At 67.1% G+C, this 21596-nt stretch carries 22 protein-coding genes and 2 tRNA genes; 9 read left to right on the top strand and 15 right to left on the bottom strand.

The genetic code is table 11. The features are described from left to right. Position 1: 1 nt before the first annotated feature. Positions 2-1195 (bottom strand): L,D-transpeptidase family protein, encoded by a 1194-nt coding sequence (locus AC3WLD_RS07675; protein WP_492556355.1) that lies wholly within the window; start codon positions 1193-1195, stop codon positions 2-4. A 59-nt stretch (positions 1196-1254) separates the two neighbouring features. Next, entirely contained in the window at positions 1255-1878 is a 624-nt protein-coding gene (gene thiE, locus AC3WLD_RS07670; protein WP_492556354.1) for a thiamine phosphate synthase, read from the bottom strand. Between the two features lie 81 nt (positions 1879-1959). Here thiE and AC3WLD_RS07665 point away from each other — a divergent pair, with 81 nt between their 5' ends. Continuing rightward, the gene (locus tag AC3WLD_RS07665) at positions 1960-2334 is read left to right on the top strand and encodes a hypothetical protein (protein WP_492556353.1); all 375 of its coding nucleotides are present in this window, start codon (positions 1960-1962) and stop codon (positions 2332-2334) included. Between the two features lie 77 nt (positions 2335-2411). On the opposite strand, the gene AC3WLD_RS07660 is transcribed toward AC3WLD_RS07665, so the two are convergent. From AC3WLD_RS07660 to tkt, 5 genes are all read right to left on the bottom strand, one after another. Then, entirely contained in the window at positions 2412-3308 is an 897-nt protein-coding gene (locus AC3WLD_RS07660) for a fructose bisphosphate aldolase (protein ID WP_492556352.1), read from the bottom strand. Positions 3309-3402: 94 nt separating this feature from the next. Continuing rightward, positions 3403-4590, bottom strand: coding sequence for a phosphoglycerate kinase (locus tag AC3WLD_RS07655; protein ID WP_492556351.1), 1188 nt, complete (start codon positions 4588-4590; stop codon positions 3403-3405). Positions 4591-4600: 10 nt separating this feature from the next. Beyond that, entirely contained in the window at positions 4601-5062 is a 462-nt protein-coding gene (locus AC3WLD_RS07650; RefSeq protein WP_492556350.1) for an MOSC domain-containing protein, read from the bottom strand. Between the two features lie 6 nt (positions 5063-5068). Next, positions 5069-6076, bottom strand: coding sequence for a type I glyceraldehyde-3-phosphate dehydrogenase (gene gap, locus AC3WLD_RS07645; protein WP_492556349.1), 1008 nt, complete (start codon positions 6074-6076; stop codon positions 5069-5071). Positions 6077-6209: 133 nt separating this feature from the next. After that, the gene (gene tkt / locus AC3WLD_RS07640) at positions 6210-8183 is read right to left on the bottom strand and encodes a transketolase (protein WP_492556348.1); all 1974 of its coding nucleotides are present in this window, start codon (positions 8181-8183) and stop codon (positions 6210-6212) included. Between the two features lie 211 nt (positions 8184-8394). On the opposite strand from tkt, the gene AC3WLD_RS07635 reads away from it, so the two are divergent. From AC3WLD_RS07635 to AC3WLD_RS07615, 5 genes are all read left to right on the top strand, one after another. Then, on the top strand, positions 8395-8631 hold the full coding sequence (locus AC3WLD_RS07635; protein ID WP_492556347.1) for a hypothetical protein: 237 nt from the start codon (positions 8395-8397) through the stop codon (positions 8629-8631). Then, positions 8628-8951 carry a cell division protein ZapA gene (locus tag AC3WLD_RS07630; protein WP_492556346.1) on the top strand — a complete coding sequence of 108 codons (324 nt, stop codon included), beginning with the start codon at positions 8628-8630 and terminating at the stop codon, positions 8949-8951. The genes AC3WLD_RS07635 and AC3WLD_RS07630 overlap by 4 nt, the downstream gene beginning before the upstream one ends. A 208-nt stretch (positions 8952-9159) precedes the next feature. Beyond that, on the top strand, positions 9160-9735 hold the full coding sequence (locus AC3WLD_RS07625) for a 5-formyltetrahydrofolate cyclo-ligase (protein ID WP_492556345.1): 576 nt from the start codon (positions 9160-9162) through the stop codon (positions 9733-9735). Further along, positions 9732-9947, top strand: coding sequence for a DUF2842 domain-containing protein (locus AC3WLD_RS07620; protein ID WP_492556344.1), 216 nt, complete (start codon positions 9732-9734; stop codon positions 9945-9947). The genes AC3WLD_RS07625 and AC3WLD_RS07620 overlap by 4 nt, the downstream gene beginning before the upstream one ends. Before the next feature lie 28 nt (positions 9948-9975). After that, positions 9976-11043, top strand: coding sequence for an MBL fold metallo-hydrolase (locus AC3WLD_RS07615; RefSeq protein ID WP_492556343.1), 1068 nt, complete (start codon positions 9976-9978; stop codon positions 11041-11043). A 36-nt stretch (positions 11044-11079) separates the two neighbouring features. On the opposite strand, the gene AC3WLD_RS07610 is transcribed toward AC3WLD_RS07615, so the two are convergent. After that, positions 11080-11156 (bottom strand) — tRNA-Asp (locus AC3WLD_RS07610). Positions 11157-11350: 194 nt separating this feature from the next. On the opposite strand from AC3WLD_RS07610, the gene AC3WLD_RS07605 reads away from it, so the two are divergent. Then, positions 11351-11809: a hypothetical protein gene (locus tag AC3WLD_RS07605; protein ID WP_492556342.1), complete on the top strand. Its 459-nt coding sequence runs from the start codon at positions 11351-11353 to the stop codon at positions 11807-11809. On the opposite strand, the gene AC3WLD_RS07600 is transcribed toward AC3WLD_RS07605, so the two are convergent. The 5 genes from AC3WLD_RS07600 to thyA form a co-directional block, all read right to left on the bottom strand. Further along, a complete protein-coding gene (locus tag AC3WLD_RS07600; RefSeq protein ID WP_492556341.1) occupies positions 11806-12393 on the bottom strand; it encodes a YdeI/OmpD-associated family protein in 588 nt (195 codons plus the stop codon). The two genes, AC3WLD_RS07605 and AC3WLD_RS07600, sit on opposite strands and share 4 nt — an antisense overlap. Before the next feature lie 13 nt (positions 12394-12406). Further along, entirely contained in the window at positions 12407-13786 is a 1380-nt protein-coding gene (locus AC3WLD_RS07595; protein WP_492556340.1) for a dihydrolipoamide acetyltransferase family protein, read from the bottom strand. 103 nt (positions 13787-13889) lie between these two features. Further along, positions 13890-14945 carry an alpha-ketoacid dehydrogenase subunit beta gene (locus tag AC3WLD_RS07590; protein ID WP_492556339.1) on the bottom strand — a complete coding sequence of 352 codons (1056 nt, stop codon included), beginning with the start codon at positions 14943-14945 and terminating at the stop codon, positions 13890-13892. Beyond that, a complete protein-coding gene (locus AC3WLD_RS07585) occupies positions 14945-16234 on the bottom strand; it encodes a 3-methyl-2-oxobutanoate dehydrogenase (2-methylpropanoyl-transferring) subunit alpha (RefSeq protein WP_492556338.1) in 1290 nt (429 codons plus the stop codon). The genes AC3WLD_RS07590 and AC3WLD_RS07585 overlap by 1 nt, the downstream gene beginning before the upstream one ends. A 142-nt stretch (positions 16235-16376) precedes the next feature. Further along, positions 16377-17327: a thymidylate synthase gene (thyA, locus tag AC3WLD_RS07580; protein ID WP_492556337.1), complete on the bottom strand. Its 951-nt coding sequence runs from the start codon at positions 17325-17327 to the stop codon at positions 16377-16379. Positions 17328-17426: 99 nt separating this feature from the next. On the opposite strand from thyA, the gene AC3WLD_RS07575 reads away from it, so the two are divergent. After that, positions 17427-17503: transfer RNA gene (locus AC3WLD_RS07575), tRNA-Pro, on the top strand. A gap of 154 nt (positions 17504-17657) precedes the next feature. Here AC3WLD_RS07575 and AC3WLD_RS07570 read toward each other — a convergent pair. Further along, positions 17658-18851, bottom strand: a complete 1194-nt coding sequence (locus AC3WLD_RS07570) for an acyl-CoA dehydrogenase family protein (RefSeq protein ID WP_492556336.1) — start codon at positions 18849-18851, stop codon at positions 17658-17660. 144 nt (positions 18852-18995) lie between these two features. Between AC3WLD_RS07570 and AC3WLD_RS07565 the strand changes: the two genes are divergently transcribed. Beyond that, positions 18996-19505, top strand: a complete 510-nt coding sequence (locus AC3WLD_RS07565; protein ID WP_492556335.1) for a hemerythrin domain-containing protein — start codon at positions 18996-18998, stop codon at positions 19503-19505. On the opposite strand, the gene recG is transcribed toward AC3WLD_RS07565, so the two are convergent. Beyond that, positions 19502-21559, bottom strand: a complete 2058-nt coding sequence (gene recG / locus AC3WLD_RS07560) for an ATP-dependent DNA helicase RecG (RefSeq protein ID WP_492556334.1) — start codon at positions 21557-21559, stop codon at positions 19502-19504. The genes AC3WLD_RS07565 and recG overlap by 4 nt on opposite strands. Between the last annotated feature and the right edge of the window lie 37 nt (positions 21560-21596).

Below are 21596 nucleotides of genomic sequence, written 5' to 3'. Positions count from 1 at the left end.
GTCACTTCTCGAACAGCACCTTGGTGCCGGCGCTGACCATCTGCGCAAGCCGCGCCGCGTCCCAGTTGGTCAGGCGGACGCAGCCATGGCTTTCCGCCCGGCCGATGGTCTGCGGCTCAGGCGTGCCGTGGATGCCGTAGTGTTCCTTGGTCAGGTCGATCCACACCACGCCGACCGGACCGTTCGGCCCGGGCGGCAGGAGATGCTCGCCCTTGCTGTCGGGCACGTCCCAGAACAGGCTGGGATCGTACGAGAACTTGGGGTTGAAGGCTTTCCCGTTGATCTTCCATTCGCCCAGCGGGAGCGGATCCTTGCTCGATCCGGTCGTGACGGTGAACAGCGCGATCAGCATGTCCTTGTCGTCATATGCCTTGAGCGTCCCCTTGCTCTTGCTGACGACGATCCGCGCCGCAGGGGGTTGCTGGCTCGCCACCCCGAGCGAGCGCAGGGTGTTCAGCCAGTCGCCGTCATCGACCTTCGAGGGATCGAGAACGTCATTGCCGACATTGGGCACGCGAAGCAGCATCCCGGCCGTGTACGGCGAAGGCGACGGCATGTCGGCCTGCGGCGGATCCTGGCGTGGGCGCGCGGCGAAAGCCGCGGCCTGCTCTGCCGCTGCCTTCAATCCGGGATTGAGGTCGCGCAGCGTCTCGGGAGTCGTATGAAACCGCTCGGCGAGCTTTTCTTCAAGCGAGCCATAGCCCAGCCCCGGGAGCTTGGCCTGCTCGGCGGGATCCTTGGGAAGCGGAGCGAACGGGCCCGCCGCGAAATCCGCGGGAATGGTCACCACGCGGGTCGCCGGGATCGCAGCCCACTTCGCCAGCGAGGACTTGGTCGCCTCGTCGAACTTGCCCGTCACCGGAAGGCCTGACGCTTCCTGCCAGCCCGAAAGCGCGTTGGCTGTCGAGAGGCCTTCCTTGCCGTCGATCACGCCCGGCGCGAAGCCGAGGCGTTCGAGCACCACCTGAAGCTGCATGACCGGCCGGGGCTGGTCGTCCTGCATCGCGGGATCGAGGGTCGCACCCGGGGCCGGATCGTGCGCCGCCAACGGGTCCGCCGCCGGGGCTTGCGGCGCAGCGCTCCCGTCCGCGGCCGCGGTGCCGTTGGTCGCGGCGGGATCGGGCTCGGTCATGTTGCACGCGGCCATCAGGACGAGCGGGGAGAGACAGGCGGAAAGCAGCAGGGGACGCAGCATCGGGGCTCCGGTGGCAGTTATCGTGCCAGCGAAACGCACCGCGCGCGATTTGGCTCCGTTCAGGCTCCGGCGATCGCCGCGTTGAAGGCGCGCACGGCCTCGGCCTCGTCGCCGCCCCAGACGGCGTGGCTGATTGCAAGGAAATCCGCCCCGGCCTTGACCAGCGGTACGCAATTGCCGGGCGTGATCCCGCCGATGGCGACGCAGGGCAGCTCGAACAGCGTCGACCACCAGGTCAGCAGGTCAGGCTCGGCCTGGTGTTCGACCGCCTTCGTCACGGTGGGGAAGAATGCGCCGAAAGCGACATAGTCCGCACCTTCCTCGCCGGCTTCCATCGCGAGGTGGCGGCTGTCGTGGCAGGTCACGCCGATCTGCGCCTCGCGGCCGAGGCGTTCGCGGGCTTCCTTGACCGAGCCGTCCTTCTGGCCGAGGTGGACGCCGTCCGCGGCGATGCGCTTGGCGAGGCTGATTGAATCGTTGACGATGAAGGCGACCTCGCGCTCGGCGCAGATCGCCTGGAGCGGCAGCGCGAGCCGCGCGGCCTCATGCTCGTCGAGGTTCTTGACCCGGAACTGGAAGGCCGCGACCGGCCCGGCATCGATCGCCCGGGCCAGCCGGTTGGGGAAATCCCCGGTCACGTCGAGCGGCGAGATCAGGTAGAGCTGGCAGGCGGGATGGGACATGGCGGGCCGATAGCGCGTCGGCGCGGGCGCGGCAATGCGGCATTCCGGAACCGTTCAGGCTAACCAAGGTTAATCTGAACCATGACATTGAAACTTCTCGCCCTCGTCGCGCCTGCCGTGCTTCTCGCCGGGTGCGCCACCGTCCCCACCGCCAATCCCGACGGTTTCGCCGGGTTCGAGGAACCCGCCCGCGCGGGCCGCGTCGTCGTCCGTCCGGATGCGCTGGTCGAGGACAGCCGCTGCCCGATGAACGCCCGCTGCATCTGGGCGGGGCGCGTCGTCATCGACACGACCGTGTGGATCGACAGCCAGAAGTACCCGGCGCGCCTGACGCTTGGCGAGCCGTTCGCGATTGCCGGCGGGCAGCTGGTGCTCGATAGCGTCGAACCGTCACGGACGACGCAGGACGGGGCGATCCCGGAAAGCCAGTACCGCTTCCACTTCGACTTCCGATAAGACCCCGAACGAAAAGCGGCGGCCGCCCTTCCGGGTAGCCGCCGCCATCCTCTCCAACTTCCAGGGCGCGAGGCTGCTCAGGCAGCCTTCTGGGTGGATCCCGTGTGAATTTCGTCGATCGCCTGACCGAGGGCGGCGTCGAATTCGTCGTCGCTCATCTGGTGGCGGAGGTCTTCGAGCAGGGCGCGGCTGAAGCTGGCGATGATGCCCTTGTTCTTCGCGAGGTGCGAACAGGCCTCAGGACGGGCAAACCCGCCGGACAGCGCGACCACCCGCAGGACCTTGGGGTGCTCGACCAGCGGATCGAACTTGCACGGCTCGACCGGCAGCGAGAGCTTGAGCATGACCTGCTGGCCGTCCGGCAGGGCATCGAGGTTCTTGAGGATCTCGTCGAGCAGGATCGCGTCGCACTCGGCGCGGGTCTCGCTCTTGATGTTCACCTCGGGCTCGATGATCGGCATCATGCCGTGGGCGAGGACCTGGTTGCCGACCTCGAACTGCTGCTTCACCACAGCGGCGATGCCCTCGCGGTTGGCCGAGTTGATCACCGAGCGCTCCTTGGTCCCATAGACGCCGAGCGCCTTGGCCTTGGTCAGCAGCGCGTCGAGTTCCGGCATCGGCTTCATCAGCTGGACGCCGTTGGCCTCGTCCTCGAGGCCCTTGTCGATCTTGATGAACGGGACCACGCCGCGCTCGATCAGCGCCTGCGGGACCGGCTTGCCGTCGACAGTGCCGTCCATCGTGCGCTCGAACAGGATCGCGCCGATGACCTTCTCACCGGTGAAGGCGGAGGAGCGGATGATCCGGCAGCGCATCTCGTGGATCAGCGCGAACATCTCTTCGTCGTTGCTGAACGCGTCCGCCTCGATGCCGTAGCCCTTGAGCGCCTTCGGGGTCGATCCGCCGCTCTGGTCAAGCGCGGCGATGAAACCGTTACCGGCGGCCATTTTTTCGGTCATCTGGGCAGTCTGCATGGTCAGTCCCTGAGCTGTTGCATACGTATGAATGGGCGGCCCATAACCGTCACTGCGGCATTTCGCAACCGCAACAAAAGTCCGATCTGTCCGGTTATCCCTCTAGCGCCGCCACGCCCGGCAGCTCCTTGCCTTCCATCCACTCGAGGAAGGCGCCGCCGGCGGTGGAGATGTAGCTGAACTTGTCGGCCACGCCCGCATGGTTGAGCGCGGCGACCGTGTCCCCGCCCCCGGCCACCGAGACCAGCGAACCCTCGCTGGTCAGCGCTGCGGCGGTCTTTGCCAGCGCCACGGTGGCGGCGTCGAACGGCTGCGTTTCGAACGCCCCCATCGGACCGTTCCACACCAGCGTGCGGCAGGTCTTGAGCACGTCGCCGAGCGCCTCGACCGCCTGCGGGCCGACATCGAGGATCATCTCGTCAGCGGCGACTTCGTGGACGTTGCAGGTGCGAAGGCTGGGCGGGTTGGCGGCGAATTCCTTCGAGACGACAACGTCGTACGGCAGGTGGAGGGTGCAGCCGGCCTTGTCGGCGTTGTCGAGGATTTCCTCGGCTGTCCCGGTCAGGTCATGCTCGCACAGCGACTTGCCGACATCGACCCCGCGCGCGGCGAGGAAGGTGTTGGCCATGCCGCCGCCGATGATCAGGTGGTCGACCTTCGAGACAAGGTGCTTCAGCACGTCGAGCTTGGTCGAGACCTTGGCCCCGCCGACCACCGCCGCGACCGGCTTGACCGGCCTGCCGAGCGCCTTTTCCAGCGCTTCCAGCTCGGCCTGCATCGCCCGCCCGGCATAAGCGGGCAGCGCCCTGGCGAGGCCATGGGTGGAGGAGTGTGCGCGGTGTGCGGCGGAGAACGCGTCGTTGACGTAGATGTCGCCGAGCGAGGCGAACCGCGCGGTGACCGCCGGATCGTCCTTTTCCTCGCCGCCGAAGAAGCGGGTGTTTTCCAGTACCGCGATGTCGCCGGGGTTGAGCGCGGCGACGGCGTCCTTGTCGCCTTCCCAGTCGATGTAGGTGACCGGGCGGCCGAGCACGTGGCTGAGCGCCGGGACCACCTCATTAAGCGAGAATTCGGCCGAAGGCTGACCCTTGGGCCTGCCGAAGTGGGCGAGGACGAGCACCTTCGCGCCCTTGTCGGCGAGTTCGGTCAGCGTCGGCACCGCGGCGCGGAGGCGGGTGTCGTCGGTGACGGCACCGCCGGCCATCGGAACGTTGAGGTCTTCGCGCACGAGCACGGCCTTGCCGGTGACATCGCCGAGATCGTCAAGCGTCTTGAAGCTCATTGCTCAATCCTCAATCGATAATTGAAACTGGGTCGCCGACGGCAATCTCGCCGTCACTGATCACCCGGCCCAGCACCCCGCCCCGCCAGTCAGGGAGGAGCGCAGCTTTCAGGCCCGGCGCGATTTCTTCCATGCGGCTGCAGGGGTCGCATTCGACCGTGGTCTCGATCCGCAGGCTTTCGCCGATAGCGATGACCTTGCCCGCCTCGCGGGGCAGCCGCAGCCCTTCGACCAGCAGGTTGGCGCGGCGCTCGAACCAGGGAACGTCCGCGCCGAGGTCGGCCATCGCCGCGGCCCAGCTTTCCGCCTCGATCAGCGAGATCTGGCGGCGGCCGCTCTTGCCGGGGCGGATCGCGCCGCGGAAGTCACCGTGCACGCCTTCCGCGGTCGTCACGCGAACGCGGTCGACCGTCTCCATGGCCCCTCGCGGCCGATCATGCCGCGCGATGCCCCTGAGACGGCCGCCGCTCATCGCTGCTTAGAGGAACTTCGCCAGCGCGCCGGTGGTGTCGACCATCCGGTTGGAGAAGCCCCATTCGTTGTCGTACCAGCTCAGCACGCGGACCAGCTTGCCGTCGATCACCGAGGTCTCGAGGCTGTCGATGGTCGAGCTGTGCGGATCGGTGTTGAAGTCGATCGAAACCAGCGGCTCGTCGGTGTAGCCGAGCACGCCCTTCATCGGGCCTTCGGCAGCGGCCTTGAGCAGCGCGTTGACCTCGTCCTTGGTGGTGTCGCGCTTCGGCGTGAAGGTCAGGTCGACCACCGACACGTTCGGGGTCGGCACGCGGATCGCCGAACCGTCGAGCTTGCCCTTCAGTTCGGGCAACACTTCGCCGACCGCGCGGGCGGCGCCGGTGGTGGTCGGGATCATGCTCATCGCGGCGGCCCGGGCGCGGCGCGGGTCCTCGTGGATCTGGTCGAGGATCTTCTGGTCGTTGGTGTAGGCGTGGATCGTGGTCATCAGGCCGCGCTCGATGCCGATGGCGTCGTTGAGCACCTTGGCGAACGGCGCGAGGCAGTTGGTGGTGCACGAGGCGTTCGAGATGATCGTGTCGGCGGCGGTCAGCTGGTCATGGTTGACGCCGAACACGACCGTGCGGTCGACGTTCTTGCCGGGGGCCGAAATCACGACCTTCTTCGCGCCGGCGGCGATGTGCTTTTCGCACGAGGCGCGGTCGGTGAAGAAGCCGGTGCATTCGAGGACGATGTCGATGCCCTGCGCGCCGTGCGGCAGGTTGGCGGGATCACGCTCGGCGGTCACGGCGATGCGCTTGCCGTTGATGACGAGGTCGTTGCCGTCGACTTCGACGGTGCCGTCGAACGGCCCGTGGACGCTGTCACGCTGGAACAGCATCGCGTTGGCCTTCGGGCTGGCGAGGTCGTTGATCGAGACCAGCTCGAGATCGTGGTCGGTGCGGCTGAGGATGGCGCGCGCCACGTTGCGGCCGATGCGTCCGAAACCGTTGATTGCAACCTTGGTCGCCATGTCTGAAACTCCTTTTGGTTCTTTCCAAATCGCCAGAAACCGCCGTCATTGCGAGGAGCGGAGCGACGAAGCAATCCAGCGCCGGATCAGGACATGGATTGCTTCGCTGCGCTCGCAATGACGAACCGTAAACTCACCCCAACCGCGCGTTGATCTGCGGAATGATCTTCTCGGCCGAGAAGCCGAAGTGCGGGAACAGGACCTCGGCCGGAGCCGAGGCGCCGAACGTGTCGATGCCGATGGTCAGCCCGTCGCCGACGTACTTCTGCCAGCCCAGCGTGACTCCCGCCTCGATCGAGACCTTGAGCACGCCGGCCGGAAGAACATCGGCACGATAGGCGGCATCCTGCTCGTCGAAGCGCTCCCAGCACGGCATCGAAACGACGTCCGCGCCGGTGCCCTGCGCTTCGAGTTCGGCCGCGACCTTGAGCGCCAGTTCCACTTCCGAACCGGTCGCAACCAGCACGACCTTGCGCGCGGCCTCCGCGGCCTTGAGCCGGTAAGCGCCCTTCGCGCTCTTCATCTCGGCGTCGAAGCGCACCGGCGGCAGGTTCTGGCGGGTCAGCGCCAGCACCGACGGCCGCGCCTTGTCGGCGAGCGCGAGCGCCCAGGCCTCGGCCGTTTCGATCGCATCGGCCGGGCGATAGACCGCAAGGTTCGGGATCATGCGCAGCGACATGACATGCTCGACCGGCTGGTGCGTCGGGCCGTCCTCGCCCAGGCCAATCGAATCGTGCGTGAACACATAGATCGCCCGCGCGTGCTGCAGCGCCGAGAGGCGCACCGCGTTGCGGCAGTAGTCGGAGAACACGAGGAAGGTGCCGCCATAGGGAATTACCCCGCCGTGCAGCGCCATGCCGTTCATCGCCGCGGCCATGCCGAACTCGCGGATGCCGTAATAGACATAGCGCCCGCCGTAGCTGTCGGGCCCGAACGGGGTCGTCGCCTTGGTCTTGGTGTTGTTCGAGCCGGTAAGGTCGGCCGAGCCGCCGACCATTTCCGGGATCGCCACGGTCAGCGCCTCGAGCGCCATCTCGCTCGACTTGCGGGTCGCGACCTTGGGCGGGTTGTCGATCAGCGACTGGAAGTAGGCGGTCTTCGCCTCGTCCCCGGCGGGCAGGTCGCCGGCCATGCGGCGCTGCAGTTCCGCGCCCTTGGGCGAGGCGGCGGCGCGCTGGTCCCACGCGGTGCGGGTCGCCTTGCCGCGTTCGCCGGTCGCCAGCCAGTTGGCGGCGATGTCGGCGGGAATCTCGAACGGCGCAGCGGTCCAGCCCAGGTATTCGCGGGCGGCGGCGACCTCGTCGGCACCCAAAGGCGAACCGTGGACGTTGTGGCCGCCCTGCTTGTTAGGCGCGCCCTTGCCGATCACCGTGCGGCAGGAAATCAGCGACGGCTTGTCGGTGACGGCGAGCGCGGCGTCGATGGCGCGGGTGATGTCGACCGGGTCATGCCCGTCGCAATCCCCGGTGTGCCAGCCACTGGCGCGGTAGCGGGCCAGGATGTCCTCGCTGGTCGACAGGTCGGTGTCGCCGTCGATGGTGATCTTGTTGTTGTCCCACAGCACGATCATCCGGCCGAGCTTGTTGTGCCCGGCAAGGCCGACCGCCTCGTGGTTGATCCCTTCCATCAGGCAGCCGTCGCCGGCGATCACCCAGGTGCGGTGATCGACCAGATCGTCGCCGAATTCGGCATTGAGATGGCGTTCGGCCATCGCCATGCCCACCGCCATCGCGAAGCCCTGGCCCAGCGGTCCGGTGGTGCATTCGACGCCGGGGATCAGGAAGTTCTCCGGGTGCCCGGCGCAGACCGAGCCGAGCTGGCGGAAATTGCGGATGTCGTCCATCGTCGGCTGCTCGTACCCCGAAAGGTGCAGCAGCGCGTAGATCAGCATCGAGCCGTGGCCGGCGGAGAGCACGAAGCGATCGCGGTCCGCCCATTTCGGCGCGGTCGGATCGAACTTCAGGTACTGGCTCCACAGCACGGTGGCGACGTCGGCCATGCCCATCGGCATCCCGGGATGGCCGCTGTTCGCCGCCTGCACCGCGTCCATGGCGAGCGCACGGATCGCGTTGGCCATGGGCGCCAGCGCGGAATTGTCGCGAGTCATGCTGAAAATGTGGCCTTCCTGTAGGGATTCCGCGTGGCGCGGGATCGATTCGGGCGGGGCCTCTTTGGTCACCATGTTGCATTGCGTCAAGTTCGCCGCCCGCTGCATACGAATCCTTGTCCGCCTTGCGCGCAGGACTTTCCACCGCTTGCTTGCATACGAATGCGCGGCATCCTGTTGCCCCGCCGCCGTTTCATGCTAGCGACGCACCATGGATGACAGCCAGATGACGGCGGCGCTGGGCCGTTTGGAGAAGGCGCTCGACCGTGCCGAAGCCGGTCTTGAGCGCCAGCGCGCGTCGCGGGCGCAGGCCGCCTCCGCGACCCAGGCTAAGGAGGCCGAGCTGGCGGCCCTGCAAACCCGCCACGCCGAACTCAAGCAGGCCGTGGCCGGCGGGCTGCGCGAGCTCGACGGGATTCTCGCCGGGATGGCGGGAGGCGTGAAATGAGCAACGTGACCCTGCCGATCGGCGGACGTAACTTCACCGTCGCCAGCGCGGACGGCGAGGAAAGCCATGTAGAGATGCTCGGCCGGATGATCGACGACCGGCTGAAGCGCCTGGGAGGCGCTTCGGGGCAGAGCGAAACGCGGATGCTGCTGTTCGCATCGCTGCTTCTCGCCGACGAACTGCACGAGGCGCACAAGGGCGTGGTGCCGCCGCCTGCACCGGCAGGGCCCTCCCCCGAACTCCTCGCAAAAGTCGAAGCACTGGCCGCCCGCGCCGAAAAACTCGCCGCGGCCCTTGAGGAGGATGGCGGGGAGGCCTAGATAAGACGCGACGGGTACTGCCCGGCACGTGCCGCATGAAACATCCCTGAGGCTATAAGCAAATCCATGGGGGCTGTCCCTGTCCGGTCCGCGGTTTCGCACCGAGGGCCGGTGCATATGGTCCCCACCTGACGTCGAGGCGTCAGCGGATTTTCCCGGAAACGACCCATGGTGGTCCCGTCACCCACCCCCGGAGCGTATCGACATCGTGAGCAGCAAGGCAGACCTGCGCAAGGCGCTCCGCAAGGCGCGCAGCGAGCATGTCGCGGCCCTGCCCGCCGCGGTCAGCCGCCTGGTGTTCAACCGCCCGCCGGTCCCGGTTGTCGAGATGCTCGAGCCGCATCCGATCGTCGGCGTCTATCTCGCCGTCGGCAACGAAGCGCCGACGCTGGGCTGGATCCGGTTCCTCCACGAAAGCGGCTGGCGTGTGGCGTTGCCGTGGTTCGCGGGCCGCGACGCGCCGATGACCTTCCGCGAGTGGACCAATCCGTGGAACGACGACCTTCTCGAACCTGCGCCCTACGGCGGCCTCCAGCCGCGTGCGCAGGCCGACGCGCTGGAACCACAGGCGCTGGTCGTGCCGCTGGTCGGGTTTACCGACCGGCTCGAACGGCTCGGCCAGGGCGGCGGGCATTATGATCGCTGGCTCTCGGAACATCCCGGCACGCTGACCATCGGCCTTGCGTGGGACGTCCAGCAGGTAGACACCCTGCCCTGCGAGGACCACGACCATCCGCTCGATGCGGTGGTCACCCCCACCCGCATACACGGGATCGAACCATGAGCGCACCCAAGCCTACCTGGCGCAAGCCCGTCGGCATCCTCGCCCTGTTCGTCGCGGTGATGATCTATGCGGTTGTCGCAGTGCGCCTCGCCGAACCGGTGTCGCAGTGGCACATCCTGCTGCAACTGCCGGTGTGGATCATTCTCGGCACCGCCTGGCTCCTCCCGCTCCGCCGTTTCCTGATCTGGATGGAAACTGGCCGCTGGGGCTGATAGCCTCTCCCGAAACAGGGAGAGGAACATGCGCAAGATCCTGTGGGGCGTGCTGGCGCTCGTGGTCGTCGCGGCGCTGGTGCTGTGGTTCGCGCGCCGCCCGATCGGCGAGATGCTGGTCGAGCGGACGATCGAAGCCAACGTCGGAGGGGACCCGGTGGCGAAGCTGGGTGACGGGCTCCACGTCTATATGTGCGGCACCGGCTCCCCCCTCCCCGATGCCGATCGCGCCGGGCCCTGTATCGGCGTGGTCGCGGGCAAGGATGCGTTCGTGTTCGACGCGGGCTCGGGATCGGTGCGCAAGCTGATGCGGATGGGCTTCCCGGCGGACCGGATGAAGGCCGCGTTCCTCACCCACCTCCATTCCGACCACATCGACGGGCTGGGCGAGCTGCTGCTCCAGGCGTGGATCGCCGGCGGCCGCAATGCTCCGCTGCCCGTCTATGGCCCGCAGGGGACCGAGCAGGTCGTCGCCGGGTTCTCGCAGGCATATGCCATCGACGAGGGCTTCCGCATCGCCCACCACGGCCCGCAGGTGGCGCGGCCGAGCGGCTTCGGCGGCGCGGCGCAGATTCTCCCGGTCCCCCTCGCCAGCGCGACCGCGTGGGAGGGCGACGGAGTGCGGATCACCGTGATCAAGGTCAACCACGCGCCGGTCGCGCCCGCGTTCGGCTACCGGATCGACTACAAGGGCCGCTCGATCTCGATCAGCGGCGACACGACCTACACGCAGGAGTTCACCGGTGCGTCGAAGGGCGTCGACGTGATGTTCCACGAAGCGCTCAATCCGCAGTTCGTCGGGGAGATGGGCGCGGCGATGGAACGCCGTGGGCGCAAGGACGCGGCCAAGATCATGCACGACATTCCCGGCTACCATGCCAGCCCGGAAGACGCCGCGCGCTCGGCGCAGGGCGCAGGGGCGAAGGTGCTGGTGCTCTACCACCTCGTCCCGGGACCACCGCTGCGGTACCTGAATGCAGCGTTCCTCGGCGACGCGCCGGACAAGTTCGACGGACCGATCAAGGTCGGCCGCGACGGGATGCTGGTCAGCCTTCCGGCCAATGGGGAGGAGATAAAGTTCGAGCAGGTCCTTTAGAAGGACCTGCCGAAAACTTGCCGATTTCCGAAGAAATGGCGCGAGTGACGGGGCTCGAACCCGCGACCTCCGGCGTGACAGGCCGGCACTCTAACCAACTGAGCTACACCCGCGTTCCCGTTTGGGAGCCGCGCAACTAGGCGAGCATTCGGAGGCTGTCAACAGCCTTGGAAGCGGTTTTTTCGCCGCCCGCAAAATGCTCCGGCGGGACTTGCGAAATCATGGTTTCGGGCGCGTTAACCATTCCTTTGTGGTTGCCGGCGAAAACGGTTTGCGAAGGCGCACAGGGGCGCCCGGGGGCATACCGATGATCCGCAACCTCATCCTGCTGGCCGCGATTCCGGCCGCCGTCGCACCGGCACTCGCCGAAGCCGCGCCCGTCCAGCTCGCCAGCACCGTGTTCGTCGAACGCTTCGTCCCCGGCCCCGGCGGCCGCACGAGCCGCGTGCTCGAACGCGCCGATACGCTCAAGCGCGGCGACCAGGTCGTGTTCGTGGTCAACTGGCGGGGCGAAGCGGCGCGCGAGTTCACGGTCACCAACCCCATGCCGCGCTCCGTCTCGTTCCAGAAGAGCAGCGACGGCAGCGAGGACGTCTCGGTCGATGGCGGTCGCACCTGGGGCAAGCTCGACGCGCTGCGCGTGTTCGACGACGGCCGCTGGCGGAACGCTGTGCCGGAAGACGTTACCCACGTCCGCTGGCGGGTCCCGCCGCAGACTGCGGCGCGCGGATCAGGCCAGATCCTCTACCGCGGGGTGGTGCGCTAGCACTTCTCGTACTTCCAGTTGCGCTTCTTGCCATCGGCGAGCCATTCCACCGCCTGCGCGATTCGCCGGGCGCGGGTTTCCGGTCGCCTGGCCTCGACAATCCATTCGAGGTACTCACGGCGATGCGACGGCGCAAAGGAGTCAAAGGTGGCCCGCGCCGGCGGGCTGGCCCCAAGGGCGACAGCGAAATCGTCCGGCACCGCAATCTCGGCTTTGGGAGCGGGAGGCTTCGCAGCAGTCCGAGCGCCTTTGCCGGTCGCAGCAATCCGCTCCGCCACGGCACGCAGCTTCGCAGCGAGCTCGGCCTCCGCCGGAAGATCGGCGATCGTGGTCAGCTTGCCATACTGCCCCATCGCGTCGCCTTGCCGCCCGTCACCGTGGATCACTAGCGCGCAATGCGCCTTGAACGCGGCGATCCCGGCGACGTTCTTTCCGCCGACGGTGAAGTGCGGCATTCCCCACTTGATCGTCTCCTCGCAGTCCGGAAGCGTCCGGCCAACGAGTGCGCGCAGGTGGGCGAGGATGGGCTGAGCGAAGTCCCCGGCCTCGGCGATATAGGCATCGATCCGCGGGTCCGTCTTCATCGCCCCGTCCTTGTCAGTCCGCCAGCAGAAGCACCGGCGTTTCGATCAGTTTCCTGATTTCCTGGACATAGCTCGCCGCATCCCACCCGTCGACGACGCGGTGGTCGCACGAGATCGAGATGTTCATCAGCTTGCGCTTCTCGATCCGCTCGCCGCCCATGCCGTCGGCGACGAACATCGGGCGCTCGATGATCCGGTTCGGGCCGATGATCGCAACCTCCGGGCGATTTATGACCGGCGTGGTGGCAACCCCGCCGAGCGGACCGAGCGAGGTGATCGTCAGGGTCGAGCCGGACAGTTCATCCGATTTCGCGGTGCCGTTGCGTGCAGCCTCCGCCAGTCTGACGATCTCGTTCGCAAGCTGCCACAAGTTGAGGCTCTGGGCGTTGCGGATCACGGGCACGATCAGCCCCGCCGGGGTCTGCGTCGCCATGCCGAGGTGGACCGCGCCGTGGCGCGTGACGATCCCCGCCTCGTCGTCATAGCGGGCGTTGATCATCGGGAACTTCGGCAGCGTGCGGCAGATCGCGGTGATCAGCAGCGGCAGCATCGTCAGCTTGGGCTTGCCGCCGCGGCCTGCATTGAGCTGGGCGCGCATCGCCTCGAGCGCGGTGACGTCGCATTCCTCGACATAGGAGAAGTGCGGGATGTTGCGCTTCGAGGCGGCCATGTTCTCGGCGATGCGGCGGCGCAGGCCGATGACCTTGATGGTCTCGTCCCCGCGCTCGGGCCCGGCCGCGCGGTAGCCGCCCAGCGCGTTGTAGGCGAGGAACTGGTCGAGGTCGGCATGGCGGATGCGGCCTTCCTCGCTCGGGCGCACCTCGCCGAGGTCGATGCCAAGCTCGCGCGCGCGCTGGCGGACCGCCGGGCTGGCGAGGACCTTGGCGTTTCCTTCCCCAACGTCCGCACGTCCTGAGCTTGTCGAAGGACCGCTCCTGACCTTCGGGGTCGGCGCTGGCTCAGAAGTGGAGGACAGTCCTTCTACAGGCTCAGGACGGACGGGTGCAGGGGTGGGCTCCGCCGCCAAAGCCGCCTCCACCCGAGCCACGTCGCCTGCGTCCGGCGTTTCCGCCTCGATCCGCTGTTCGACTGTTTCGGCCTTCGGCGCAGGGCCCTGAGCGGGTGCCGGGGCTTCTTCTTCGGCCCCCTCGCCCTCGACCTCGATCACCACCAGCGGCGAGCCGATGGCGATCATGTCGCCTTCCTCGCCCGCCACTTCGACGACGGTGCCGGTGACCGGGCTCTCCATCTCGACGGTGGCCTTGTCGGTCATCACGTCGGCGAGCTTGCCGTCCTCCTCGACACGGTCGCCGACGCGGACGTGCCACGCGACGATCTCGGCCTCGGCGATGCCTTCACCAATGTCGGGAAGGCGGAAGGTGAACTTGCCCATGGTCAGTCTCGTTCTTCAGCCGTCATTGCGAGACCGCAGGCCGAAGCAACCCAGTGCGCTGACGTAAATTGCTTCGCTTCGCTCGCAATGACGAGGGATTGTGTCACGACTTCAAAAGCCGGTCGATGGCCTCGCCGATGCGGACGGGACCGGGGAAATAGGCCCACTCGAGGCTGTGCGGATAGGGAGTGTCGAAGCCGGTAACGCGCTCGACCGGCGCTTCGAGCGAGTAGAAACAGCGCTCCTGCACCAGTGCGGACAGTTCCGCGCCGAAGCCGGCAGTCCGCGTAGCCTCATGGACGACGAGGCATCGACCGGTCTTGCGGACCGATTCCTCGATCGTCTCGATGTCGATCGGGACCAGCGTGCGCAGGTCGATGATCTCGGCGTCGACGCCCTTCTCCCGGCAGACCGCCTCGACCACGTGGATCATGGTGCCATAGGCGATCACGGTCAGCGCCTCGCCCTTCGTGACGTAGCGTGCCTTGCCGAGCGGGATCGAATAGTATCCCTCCGGCACCGCGCTGTCCTTGTGCCGCGCCCAGGGCTCGACCGGCTTGTCATAGTAGCCGCTGAACGGGCCGTTGTAGATGCGCTTGGGCTCGAAGAAGATGACGGGGTCATCGTCCTCGATCGCCGCGATAAGCAGGCCCTTGGCGTCGTGCGGGGTGCTGGGGATCACGGTCTTGAGACCCGCCACGTGAGTGAACAGCGCCTCGGGGCTCTGGCTGTGGGTCTGCCCGCCGAAGATGCCGCCGCCGAACGGCGAGCGCACGGTAATCGGCGCGGTGAACTCGCCCGCCGAGCGATAGCGCAGCCGCGCCGCTTCGGAGACGAGCTGGTCCAGCCCCGGGTAGATATAGTCGGCGAACTGGATCTCGGGCACCGGGCGCAGGCCATAGGCACCCATGCCCACCGCCGCGCCGATGATCCCGCATTCATTGATCGGCGTGTCGAACACGCGGTGCTTGCCGTGCTTTTTCTGCAGGCCGGCCGTCGCCCGGAACACGCCGCCGAAGTAGCCGACGTCCTCGCCGAAAATCACGACGTTCGGATCGCGTTCCATCATGATGTCGAGCGCGTCGTTGATCGCCTCGATCATGTTGAGCCGCCGGGTCGGCGCGTTGGCGAGGCTGAGGGGCGCTTCTTCGAGCGTCATCACTCGTACTCCTTCCAGGTCGGCCATTTGATCCGGCGCTCGCGGATGGCCTGTTCGGCCTGCTCCTGGAGGTGCCACGGCAGGTCTTCGAAGACGTCCTCGAACATCGTGTGGAACGGATGGTGGAGGCCGTGGCCGAGAATGCCGTTCTTTTCGGCTTCCTTGGTCGCGGCCTTGACCTCGTCGATGTGCGCACGGTCCATCTCCGCGTGCTGCTCGTCCGACCATTCGCCAAGGCTGATGAGGTGGCGCTTGAGCCGCATGATCGGATCGCCGAGCGGCCACTCCTCACGCTCCTGCGCGGAGCGGTAGGCGGTGGGATCATCCGACGTAGAGTGACCCTCGGCGCGGTAGGTGAAGTGCTCGATCAGCGTCGGCCCGGCATTGGCGCGGGCGCGGTTGGCGGCCCACTGGGTCGCGGCGTAAACCGCCAGCGGATCGTTGCCGTCGACCCTTATCCCGGCGATGCCATAGCCGATGGCACGCGCGGCGAAGGTCGTGCGCTCGGCCCCGGCGAACCCGGAGAAGCTCGAGATCGCCCACTGGTTGTTGACGACGTTGAAGATCACTGGCGCGTTGTAGACCGCTGCAAAGGTCAGCGCGGCGTGGAAATCGCCCTCGGCGCTCGATCCTTCGCCGATCCAGCTGGCGGCGATGCGGGTATCGCCCTTGATCGCACTCGCCATCGCCCAGCCCACGGCCTGCGGATACTGCGTGGCGAGATTGCCGCTGATCGTGAAGAAGCTGTGATCGCGGCTCGAATACATGATCGGCAGCTGGCGGCCCTTCAGCTTGTCGGCGCGGTTCGAGTAGATCTGGTTGATCATCTCGAGCAGCGGATAGCCGCGCGCGATCAGCACGCCCTGCTGCCGATAGCTGGGAAACACCATGTCGTCGGCGGCAAGCGCCATCGCCGGGGCGACGCTCGTCGCCTCTTCGCCGGTGCACTTCATGTAGAAGCTGGTCTTGCCCTGGCGCTGGCCGCGGTACATCCGGTCGTCGAACGCACGGGTCAGCGCCATCGTGCGGAGCATACGCCGCAGCGTCTCGGAATCGAGCCGCGGGTTCCACGGGCCAACTGCGGCGTGGTCGTCATCGAGCACGCGGACCATGTCCAGGCACAGCGGGTGGGTTTCGGCGGCGGCGCAGCCCTCGTCCGGGCGCGCCTGCTCACCCGCCCTGGGGATCACGAGGTGCGAATAATCGACCGCGTCGCCGGGGCGGAACTTCGGTTCGGGAACATGGAGCGAAAGCGGCGGAAGGTTCCCGCGTGAGGCCGGTCCGGTCATCGCTCGCTCACCATCATCGCTCTCCCGCGCCTGACGGAACGCGCGCCGGGGCGCTCGGTGCCGATTGACGCAAAATTATCAGTCGCTGTTATTTTATTGCGCGACCGAATCGGAGTCAACGGGTCAGTCGTTGCAAGCGATACTATACTGCCACAGGGGCGGTCAGCGGGGGAGCGGGTTCGTAGCCGGAAACCACGAAATCCTCGATTTTGTAGTCGAACATGCTCGCCGGCCGCCTGACGATCTGCATACGCGGAGTGCCGCGCGGCATACGGGTGAGCTGCTCCTCGATCAGCGCGGCGTGGTTGAGGTAGAGGTGCGTGTCGCCGCCCATCCACACCAGCTCGCCCGGTTCGAGGTCCGCCTGCTGCGCCAGCATCCTGAGCAGCAGCGCCGCCGACCACAGGTTGAACGGCAGGCCCAGCGCGACGTCGCACGATCGCTGGTAGAGGATGCCATTGAGGCGGTTGCCGGCGACGTGGAACTGGTAGGTCTTGTGGCAGGGCGGCAGGGCCATGCGGTCGACCTCCGCCACGTTCCAGCCTTCGATGATGTGGCGGCGGCTGCCGGGGTTGTTGCGGAGCGATTCGACCACCTGGGTGACTTGGTTGATCCCCTCCCCCGGTGCGAACAATCCGCCCTCCACTGGAACGTAGGTCGGCCAGTCGACCCACTGCTTGCCATAGACCGGGCCGAGATCGCCCCATTGCGCGGCGAACGCCTCGTCCTCTGCGATGCGCTGGACGAAGGTGTCGAGCGCCACGTCCTCGCCGGTTTCGCTGACGTAGCGGGCGTGGGGCCACTCGTTCCAGATCTTCACACCCTGCCGCACCAGCGGGCGGATGTTGGTCTCGCCAGTCAGAAACCACAGCATCTCGCGCGTGGCGGTCTTCCAGTAGACCCGCTTGGTGGTGATCAGCGGCATCTGTCCGTCCGACAGATCGAACCGCATGGTCACGCCGAACAGCGAGCGCGTGCCGATGCCGGTCCGGTCGATCCGCTCGTCGCCCTCCTCCCAGATGCGGCGCATCAGGTCGAGGTATTGCCACTCGGGATGGCGGGGGGAATCACGAAGCGCGGGGGCGGTGGCCATGCTCGACCAATAACCTGTGATTGACCGCTTGCCACCCTCCGAAACGCTCACTATAGGCGCGCTCCTGCCCTGCACCACCTTCGGGTGGTCGCGATCGGTCGGGGAATAGCTCAGCCTGGTAGAGCACTGTCTTCGGGAGGCAGGGGCCGGAGGTTCGAATCCTCTTTCCCCGACCACATCGCCCTTCGGGGCAAAGAAAAGGGCGGCTTTCGGGCCGCCCTTTTTCGTTTCAGCGCGTGTTCAGGCTCACCCCCCGACCCCTCCCGCATGCGGGAGGGCTGCGAGACTAGGGGCTTCAGCCCCTAGTCGCAGCGGGGTGGTCTTTTGTCCTTACGCCCCCGCCTGTCCGGCCTTCCAGTCCCGCCGGATCTTCTTGGCGAGGCTCCATTTGTGGACCTCGGTCGGGCCGTCATAGATGCGGAAGGCGCGGACTTCGCGGAAGACCTGCTCGACGATCGTCTTGTCGGTCACCCCGGTCCCGCCCATGACCTGGACGCAGCGATCGGCGATGCGCATCAGCGCTTCCGAAACCGCGACCTTGGCCATCGAGCTTTCGACCGTGCCGAGGCTGCCGGTGTCGAGCACCTCGGCGCACCAGTCGATCATCAGTTCCGCCTGCTTGATATCGATCATGTTCTCCGCAAGCATGAACCCGACACCTTCGTGGTCGATCAGGGTCTTGCCGAAGGCCATCCGGCGGTTGGCATAGTCGCTCGCGATCTCGTGCGAACGGATGCAGCAGCCGAGCCAGCGCATGCAGTGCGAGAGCCGCGCCGGCGACAGGCGAACCTGCGCATACTTGAACCCCTCACCCGGCTCGCCGAGCATCTGGTCGGCGGGGATGCGCAGGTCCTCGATATCGATGGTGGCGTGGCTGCCCGGCATCGAGCTGTCGATGGTGTTGGGAATGTCGACGATGCGGATCGCCGGGTCGGGCAGGTCGACGAGGAACATGCACGCGCCGCCCGCGGCCGCACCGCCTTCGGCCTTGGCCATGACGATGCCGACACTCGCGCCTTCGGCACCGGTGATGAAGGCCTTCTTGCCGTTGACCACCCAGTGATTGCCGTCCTGCACGCAGGTCGTCCGCATCATCGAGGGATCGGCGCCGGCGCCGTTGTCCTCGGCGGGTTCGGTCATGAAGAACGCCGAGCGCGCGCGGCCCTCGACCAGCGGTCTGAGGAAGCGCTCCTTCTGCTCCGCCGTACCCTTGTGGCCAATCAGGTACATGTTGCCCTCGTCCGGGGCCATGGTGTTGACGGCCAGCGGCCCCAGCGGCGAGAGGCCCGACTTGATCAGGACGTGCGCCGTTTCGAGCTGGGTCAGGTGTTCGCCGCCCGGAAGGATGTGCGGGGTGAGCACGCCGGCCTCGCGCGCGAGATCGCGCATTTCGTACACCAGTTCGTCGAGCGGCGCGCCGTGATGGTCGCGGCGGGGATCGCGCTCATAGGGCACGACCACATCGCGGACGAACCGCTCGACCCTGGCACCGATCTCGCGCGCACGCTGGCTGACTTCGCTCATGAACCCTCCTCTTAATCGCCCGTTTAAGGCGCTCGTGGGGTTTCCGCGCCAGCGAGTCAATCACGCTAAATGCGAGGGAACCGATGAAGGGCCAGTCCATTGCAAGATCAGATAGTTACAGACTGATCAGCCTGGAGTCAGATCATGCCCGATACCCAGTTCACCGACGCCATCGCCATGCTGAAGGCAGACCATCGCAAGGTCGAGGAGCTTTTCGACAAGTTCGAATCTGCCCGCGCCGGATCGAAGCAGAAGCTCGCCCAGCAGATCTGCGACGAGCTCAAGATCCACACGATGCTCGAAGAGGAAATCTTCTATCCGGCCCTGCGCGACAAGATCGAGGAAGACACGCTCAACGAAGCCTATGTCGAGCACGACGGGGCCAAGGTCCTGATTAACGACATCATGGCCGGCGGCCCTGACGATGCGTTCTATGACGCCAAGGTCAAGGTGCTTTCGGAGGAGATCAAGCACCACGTCAAGGAAGAGGAAGCCCGCGGCGAAGGCATGTTTTCGCAAGCCCGAGAAGCCGGCGTCGACCTCGTCGCGCTGCGTGACCAGATGCTCGCGCGCAAGCAGGAGCTCTTGGGCGTGGCGAAGGACGAAGGCCTGCCGGCCGCCAAGCCGCTCGTGGTCAACGTGCGGGCGGCCTAACCGCCCCGCAGCAGCTGCACGCCCCAGTCCCGTTCGAACAGGTAGAGCAAAAGCCGCGCGGCCTCTCCCCTTGGGCTCGAGAGGCCGCCGTCTCGTTCCATCAGCAGCCGCGCATCGTCATGCGCCAGTGGCAGCAGCCGGGCGATCTGCTCGAAGTCGGCGACGCGGAACGGGGTGTCGCCCGATTGGCGCGTGCCCAGCAGTTCGCCGCCTCCACGCAGGCGCAGATCTTCCTCGGCGAGGCGAAAGCCGTCCTGGGTTTCGCGCATCAGCGCGAGCCGTTCGCGACCGGTTTCGGATAGCGCCTCGCCGCGCAGCAGCAGGCAGGTCGACTTTTCCGCACCGCGCCCGACCCGGCCGCGCAGCTGGTGAAGCTGGGCGAGGCCAAAGCGTTCGGCCTGCTCGATCACCATCAGCGTCGAGTTGGGGACATCGACCCCGACCTCGATCACCGTTGTCGCGACGAGCAGGCTGGCGTCGCCGCGGGCGAAGCGCTCCATCGCGGCGTCCTTTGTCTCGGGCCGCAGCTGGCCATGTACCAGGACGACCGTGTCCCCGAACCGCTCCCTCAGCGCGGCGTAGCGCGCCTCGGCGGCGGCTAGGTCTTCGCTCTCCTGCTCGCGGACCATCGGGCACACCCAGTACGCCTGCCCGCCGCGCTCGATGTGACGGGCGAGGCCGTTCACCACCTCCGGCAAGCGGTCGAGCGCGACGACGCGGGTGTCGATCGCCTGCCGGCCCGGCGGCAGCTCGTCGAGCCGCGAGACGTCCATCTCGCCGTACTGCGCCAGCGTCAGCGTCCGCGGGATCGGGGTGGCTGTCATGGCCAGGCAGTGCGGGGTGGCCCGCCCCTTCTGCGTCAGCATCAGCCGCTGGCCGACGCCGAAACGGTGCTGCTCGTCGATCACCACCAGCGCGAGATTGCGATAGGCGACCGCATCCTGGAAGATGGCGTGGGTCCCGACGCAGATGTCGATCGATCCGTCGAGCAACCCCATCATGATCGATTCGCGCGCGCGGCCCTTGTCGCGCCCGGTCAGCAGCGCGATCGTTACCCCCGTTCCCGCGGCCATGCGGGTGAGCGTTTCGTGGTGCTGGCGGGCGAGGATCTCGGTCGGTGCGAGCAGCGCGGCCTGCGCCCCGGCCTCGACCGCGATCAGCATCGACTCCAGCGCCACGACCGTCTTGCCCGAACCGACGTCGCCCTGCAGCAGGCGCAGCATCGGGGCGGCCTGCGCGACGTCCGCCTCGATCTCGGCGATGGCGCGGCGCTGGGCCCCGGTCAGCGCGAACGGCAGCGAGAGCTTGCCGCGCAGTCGTCCGTCGCCGTGCAGCGGGATGCCGCGGCGGGTGCGGTTTGACTCGCGCACCAGCATCAGGGCGAGGCTGTTCGCCAGCAGTTCGTCATAGGCGAGCCGGTCGCGCGCCGCCGGGTGCTCGCCCTTGTGCGCCAGCGCGAGCGCCTCGCGCCAGTCGGGCCAGCCCATCTTCGCCTTGAGGCCGGGCTCGATCCATTCGGGCAATTCGGGCACATGCTCGAGCGCCTGGTGGACCAGCCCTTGCACCCGCCCTTGCGTGAGCCCTTCGGAGAGCGCATAGACCGGCTCGCACAAGGTGCCGAGCGCGGCTCCGCCGGCCTCCTCGATATGGTCCGGATGGACGATCTGGAGCGTCTGGCCGTACTGGTCGATCCGGCCGGAAACCCAGCGCGTCGCGCCGACCGGGAACTGTTTCTTCGCGGAATAGCTCGCCCGCCCGAAGAAGGTCAGCGCGACATAATCACCCAGGGAATCCTCGGCCATGATCCGGTAAGGCCCGCGCCCCGAGGGGCTGCGATGTTCGCGCGCGGTGAGCCGCACCACCACGTTCTCGCCCACGCTCGCCGCGTCGAGGCTGTCCACCGCGCGGCGCTGCACGAAACGGTCGGGCAAGTGGTAGGCAAAATCCTTGATCCGGCTAAGCCCCAGCTTCTCCAGCGGCCGCGCCAGCCCCGCGCCCACGCCCTTGAGGCTGTCGGCAGCGGCGAACAGCGGATTGAGGCGGTCGGGGCGCATGGCGATGCTTTAGCCACAATCCGCCGCCGCAGGAAAT

It is taken from the genome of Novosphingobium sp. FW305-C-111 (assembly GCF_058783565.1).
This window is presented reverse-complemented; position numbering and strand designations above follow the sequence as displayed.

Coding starts and splice junctions, on each gene's coding strand:
- AC3WLD_RS07675 (WP_492556355.1), bottom strand. CDS start 1,195: ATGCTGCGTCCCCTGCTGCTTTCCGCCTGTCTCTCCCCGCTCGTCCTG.
- thiE (WP_492556354.1), bottom strand. CDS start 1,878: ATGTCCCATCCCGCCTGCCAGCTCTACCTGATCTCGCCGCTCGACGTG.
- AC3WLD_RS07665 (WP_492556353.1), top strand. CDS start 1,960: ATGACATTGAAACTTCTCGCCCTCGTCGCGCCTGCCGTGCTTCTCGCC.
- AC3WLD_RS07660 (WP_492556352.1), bottom strand. CDS start 3,308: ATGCAGACTGCCCAGATGACCGAAAAAATGGCCGCCGGTAACGGTTTC.
- AC3WLD_RS07655 (WP_492556351.1), bottom strand. CDS start 4,590: ATGAGCTTCAAGACGCTTGACGATCTCGGCGATGTCACCGGCAAGGCC.
- AC3WLD_RS07650 (WP_492556350.1), bottom strand. CDS start 5,062: ATGAGCGGCGGCCGTCTCAGGGGCATCGCGCGGCATGATCGGCCGCGA.
- gap (WP_492556349.1), bottom strand. CDS start 6,076: ATGGCGACCAAGGTTGCAATCAACGGTTTCGGACGCATCGGCCGCAAC.
- tkt (WP_492556348.1), bottom strand. CDS start 8,183: ATGACTCGCGACAATTCCGCGCTGGCGCCCATGGCCAACGCGATCCGT.
- AC3WLD_RS07635 (WP_492556347.1), top strand. CDS start 8,395: ATGGATGACAGCCAGATGACGGCGGCGCTGGGCCGTTTGGAGAAGGCG.
- AC3WLD_RS07630 (WP_492556346.1), top strand. CDS start 8,628: ATGAGCAACGTGACCCTGCCGATCGGCGGACGTAACTTCACCGTCGCC.
- AC3WLD_RS07620 (WP_492556344.1), top strand. CDS start 9,732: ATGAGCGCACCCAAGCCTACCTGGCGCAAGCCCGTCGGCATCCTCGCC.
- AC3WLD_RS07615 (WP_492556343.1), top strand. CDS start 9,976: ATGCGCAAGATCCTGTGGGGCGTGCTGGCGCTCGTGGTCGTCGCGGCG.
- AC3WLD_RS07605 (WP_492556342.1), top strand. CDS start 11,351: ATGATCCGCAACCTCATCCTGCTGGCCGCGATTCCGGCCGCCGTCGCA.
- AC3WLD_RS07600 (WP_492556341.1), bottom strand. CDS start 12,393: ATGAAGACGGACCCGCGGATCGATGCCTATATCGCCGAGGCCGGGGAC.
- AC3WLD_RS07595 (WP_492556340.1), bottom strand. CDS start 13,786: ATGGGCAAGTTCACCTTCCGCCTTCCCGACATTGGTGAAGGCATCGCC.
- AC3WLD_RS07590 (WP_492556339.1), bottom strand. CDS start 14,945: ATGACGCTCGAAGAAGCGCCCCTCAGCCTCGCCAACGCGCCGACCCGG.
- AC3WLD_RS07585 (WP_492556338.1), bottom strand. CDS start 16,234: ATGACCGGACCGGCCTCACGCGGGAACCTTCCGCCGCTTTCGCTCCAT.
- thyA (WP_492556337.1), bottom strand. CDS start 17,327: ATGGCCACCGCCCCCGCGCTTCGTGATTCCCCCCGCCATCCCGAGTGG.
- AC3WLD_RS07570 (WP_492556336.1), bottom strand. CDS start 18,851: ATGAGCGAAGTCAGCCAGCGTGCGCGCGAGATCGGTGCCAGGGTCGAG.
- AC3WLD_RS07565 (WP_492556335.1), top strand. CDS start 18,996: ATGCCCGATACCCAGTTCACCGACGCCATCGCCATGCTGAAGGCAGAC.
- recG (WP_492556334.1), bottom strand. CDS start 21,559: ATGCGCCCCGACCGCCTCAATCCGCTGTTCGCCGCTGCCGACAGCCTC.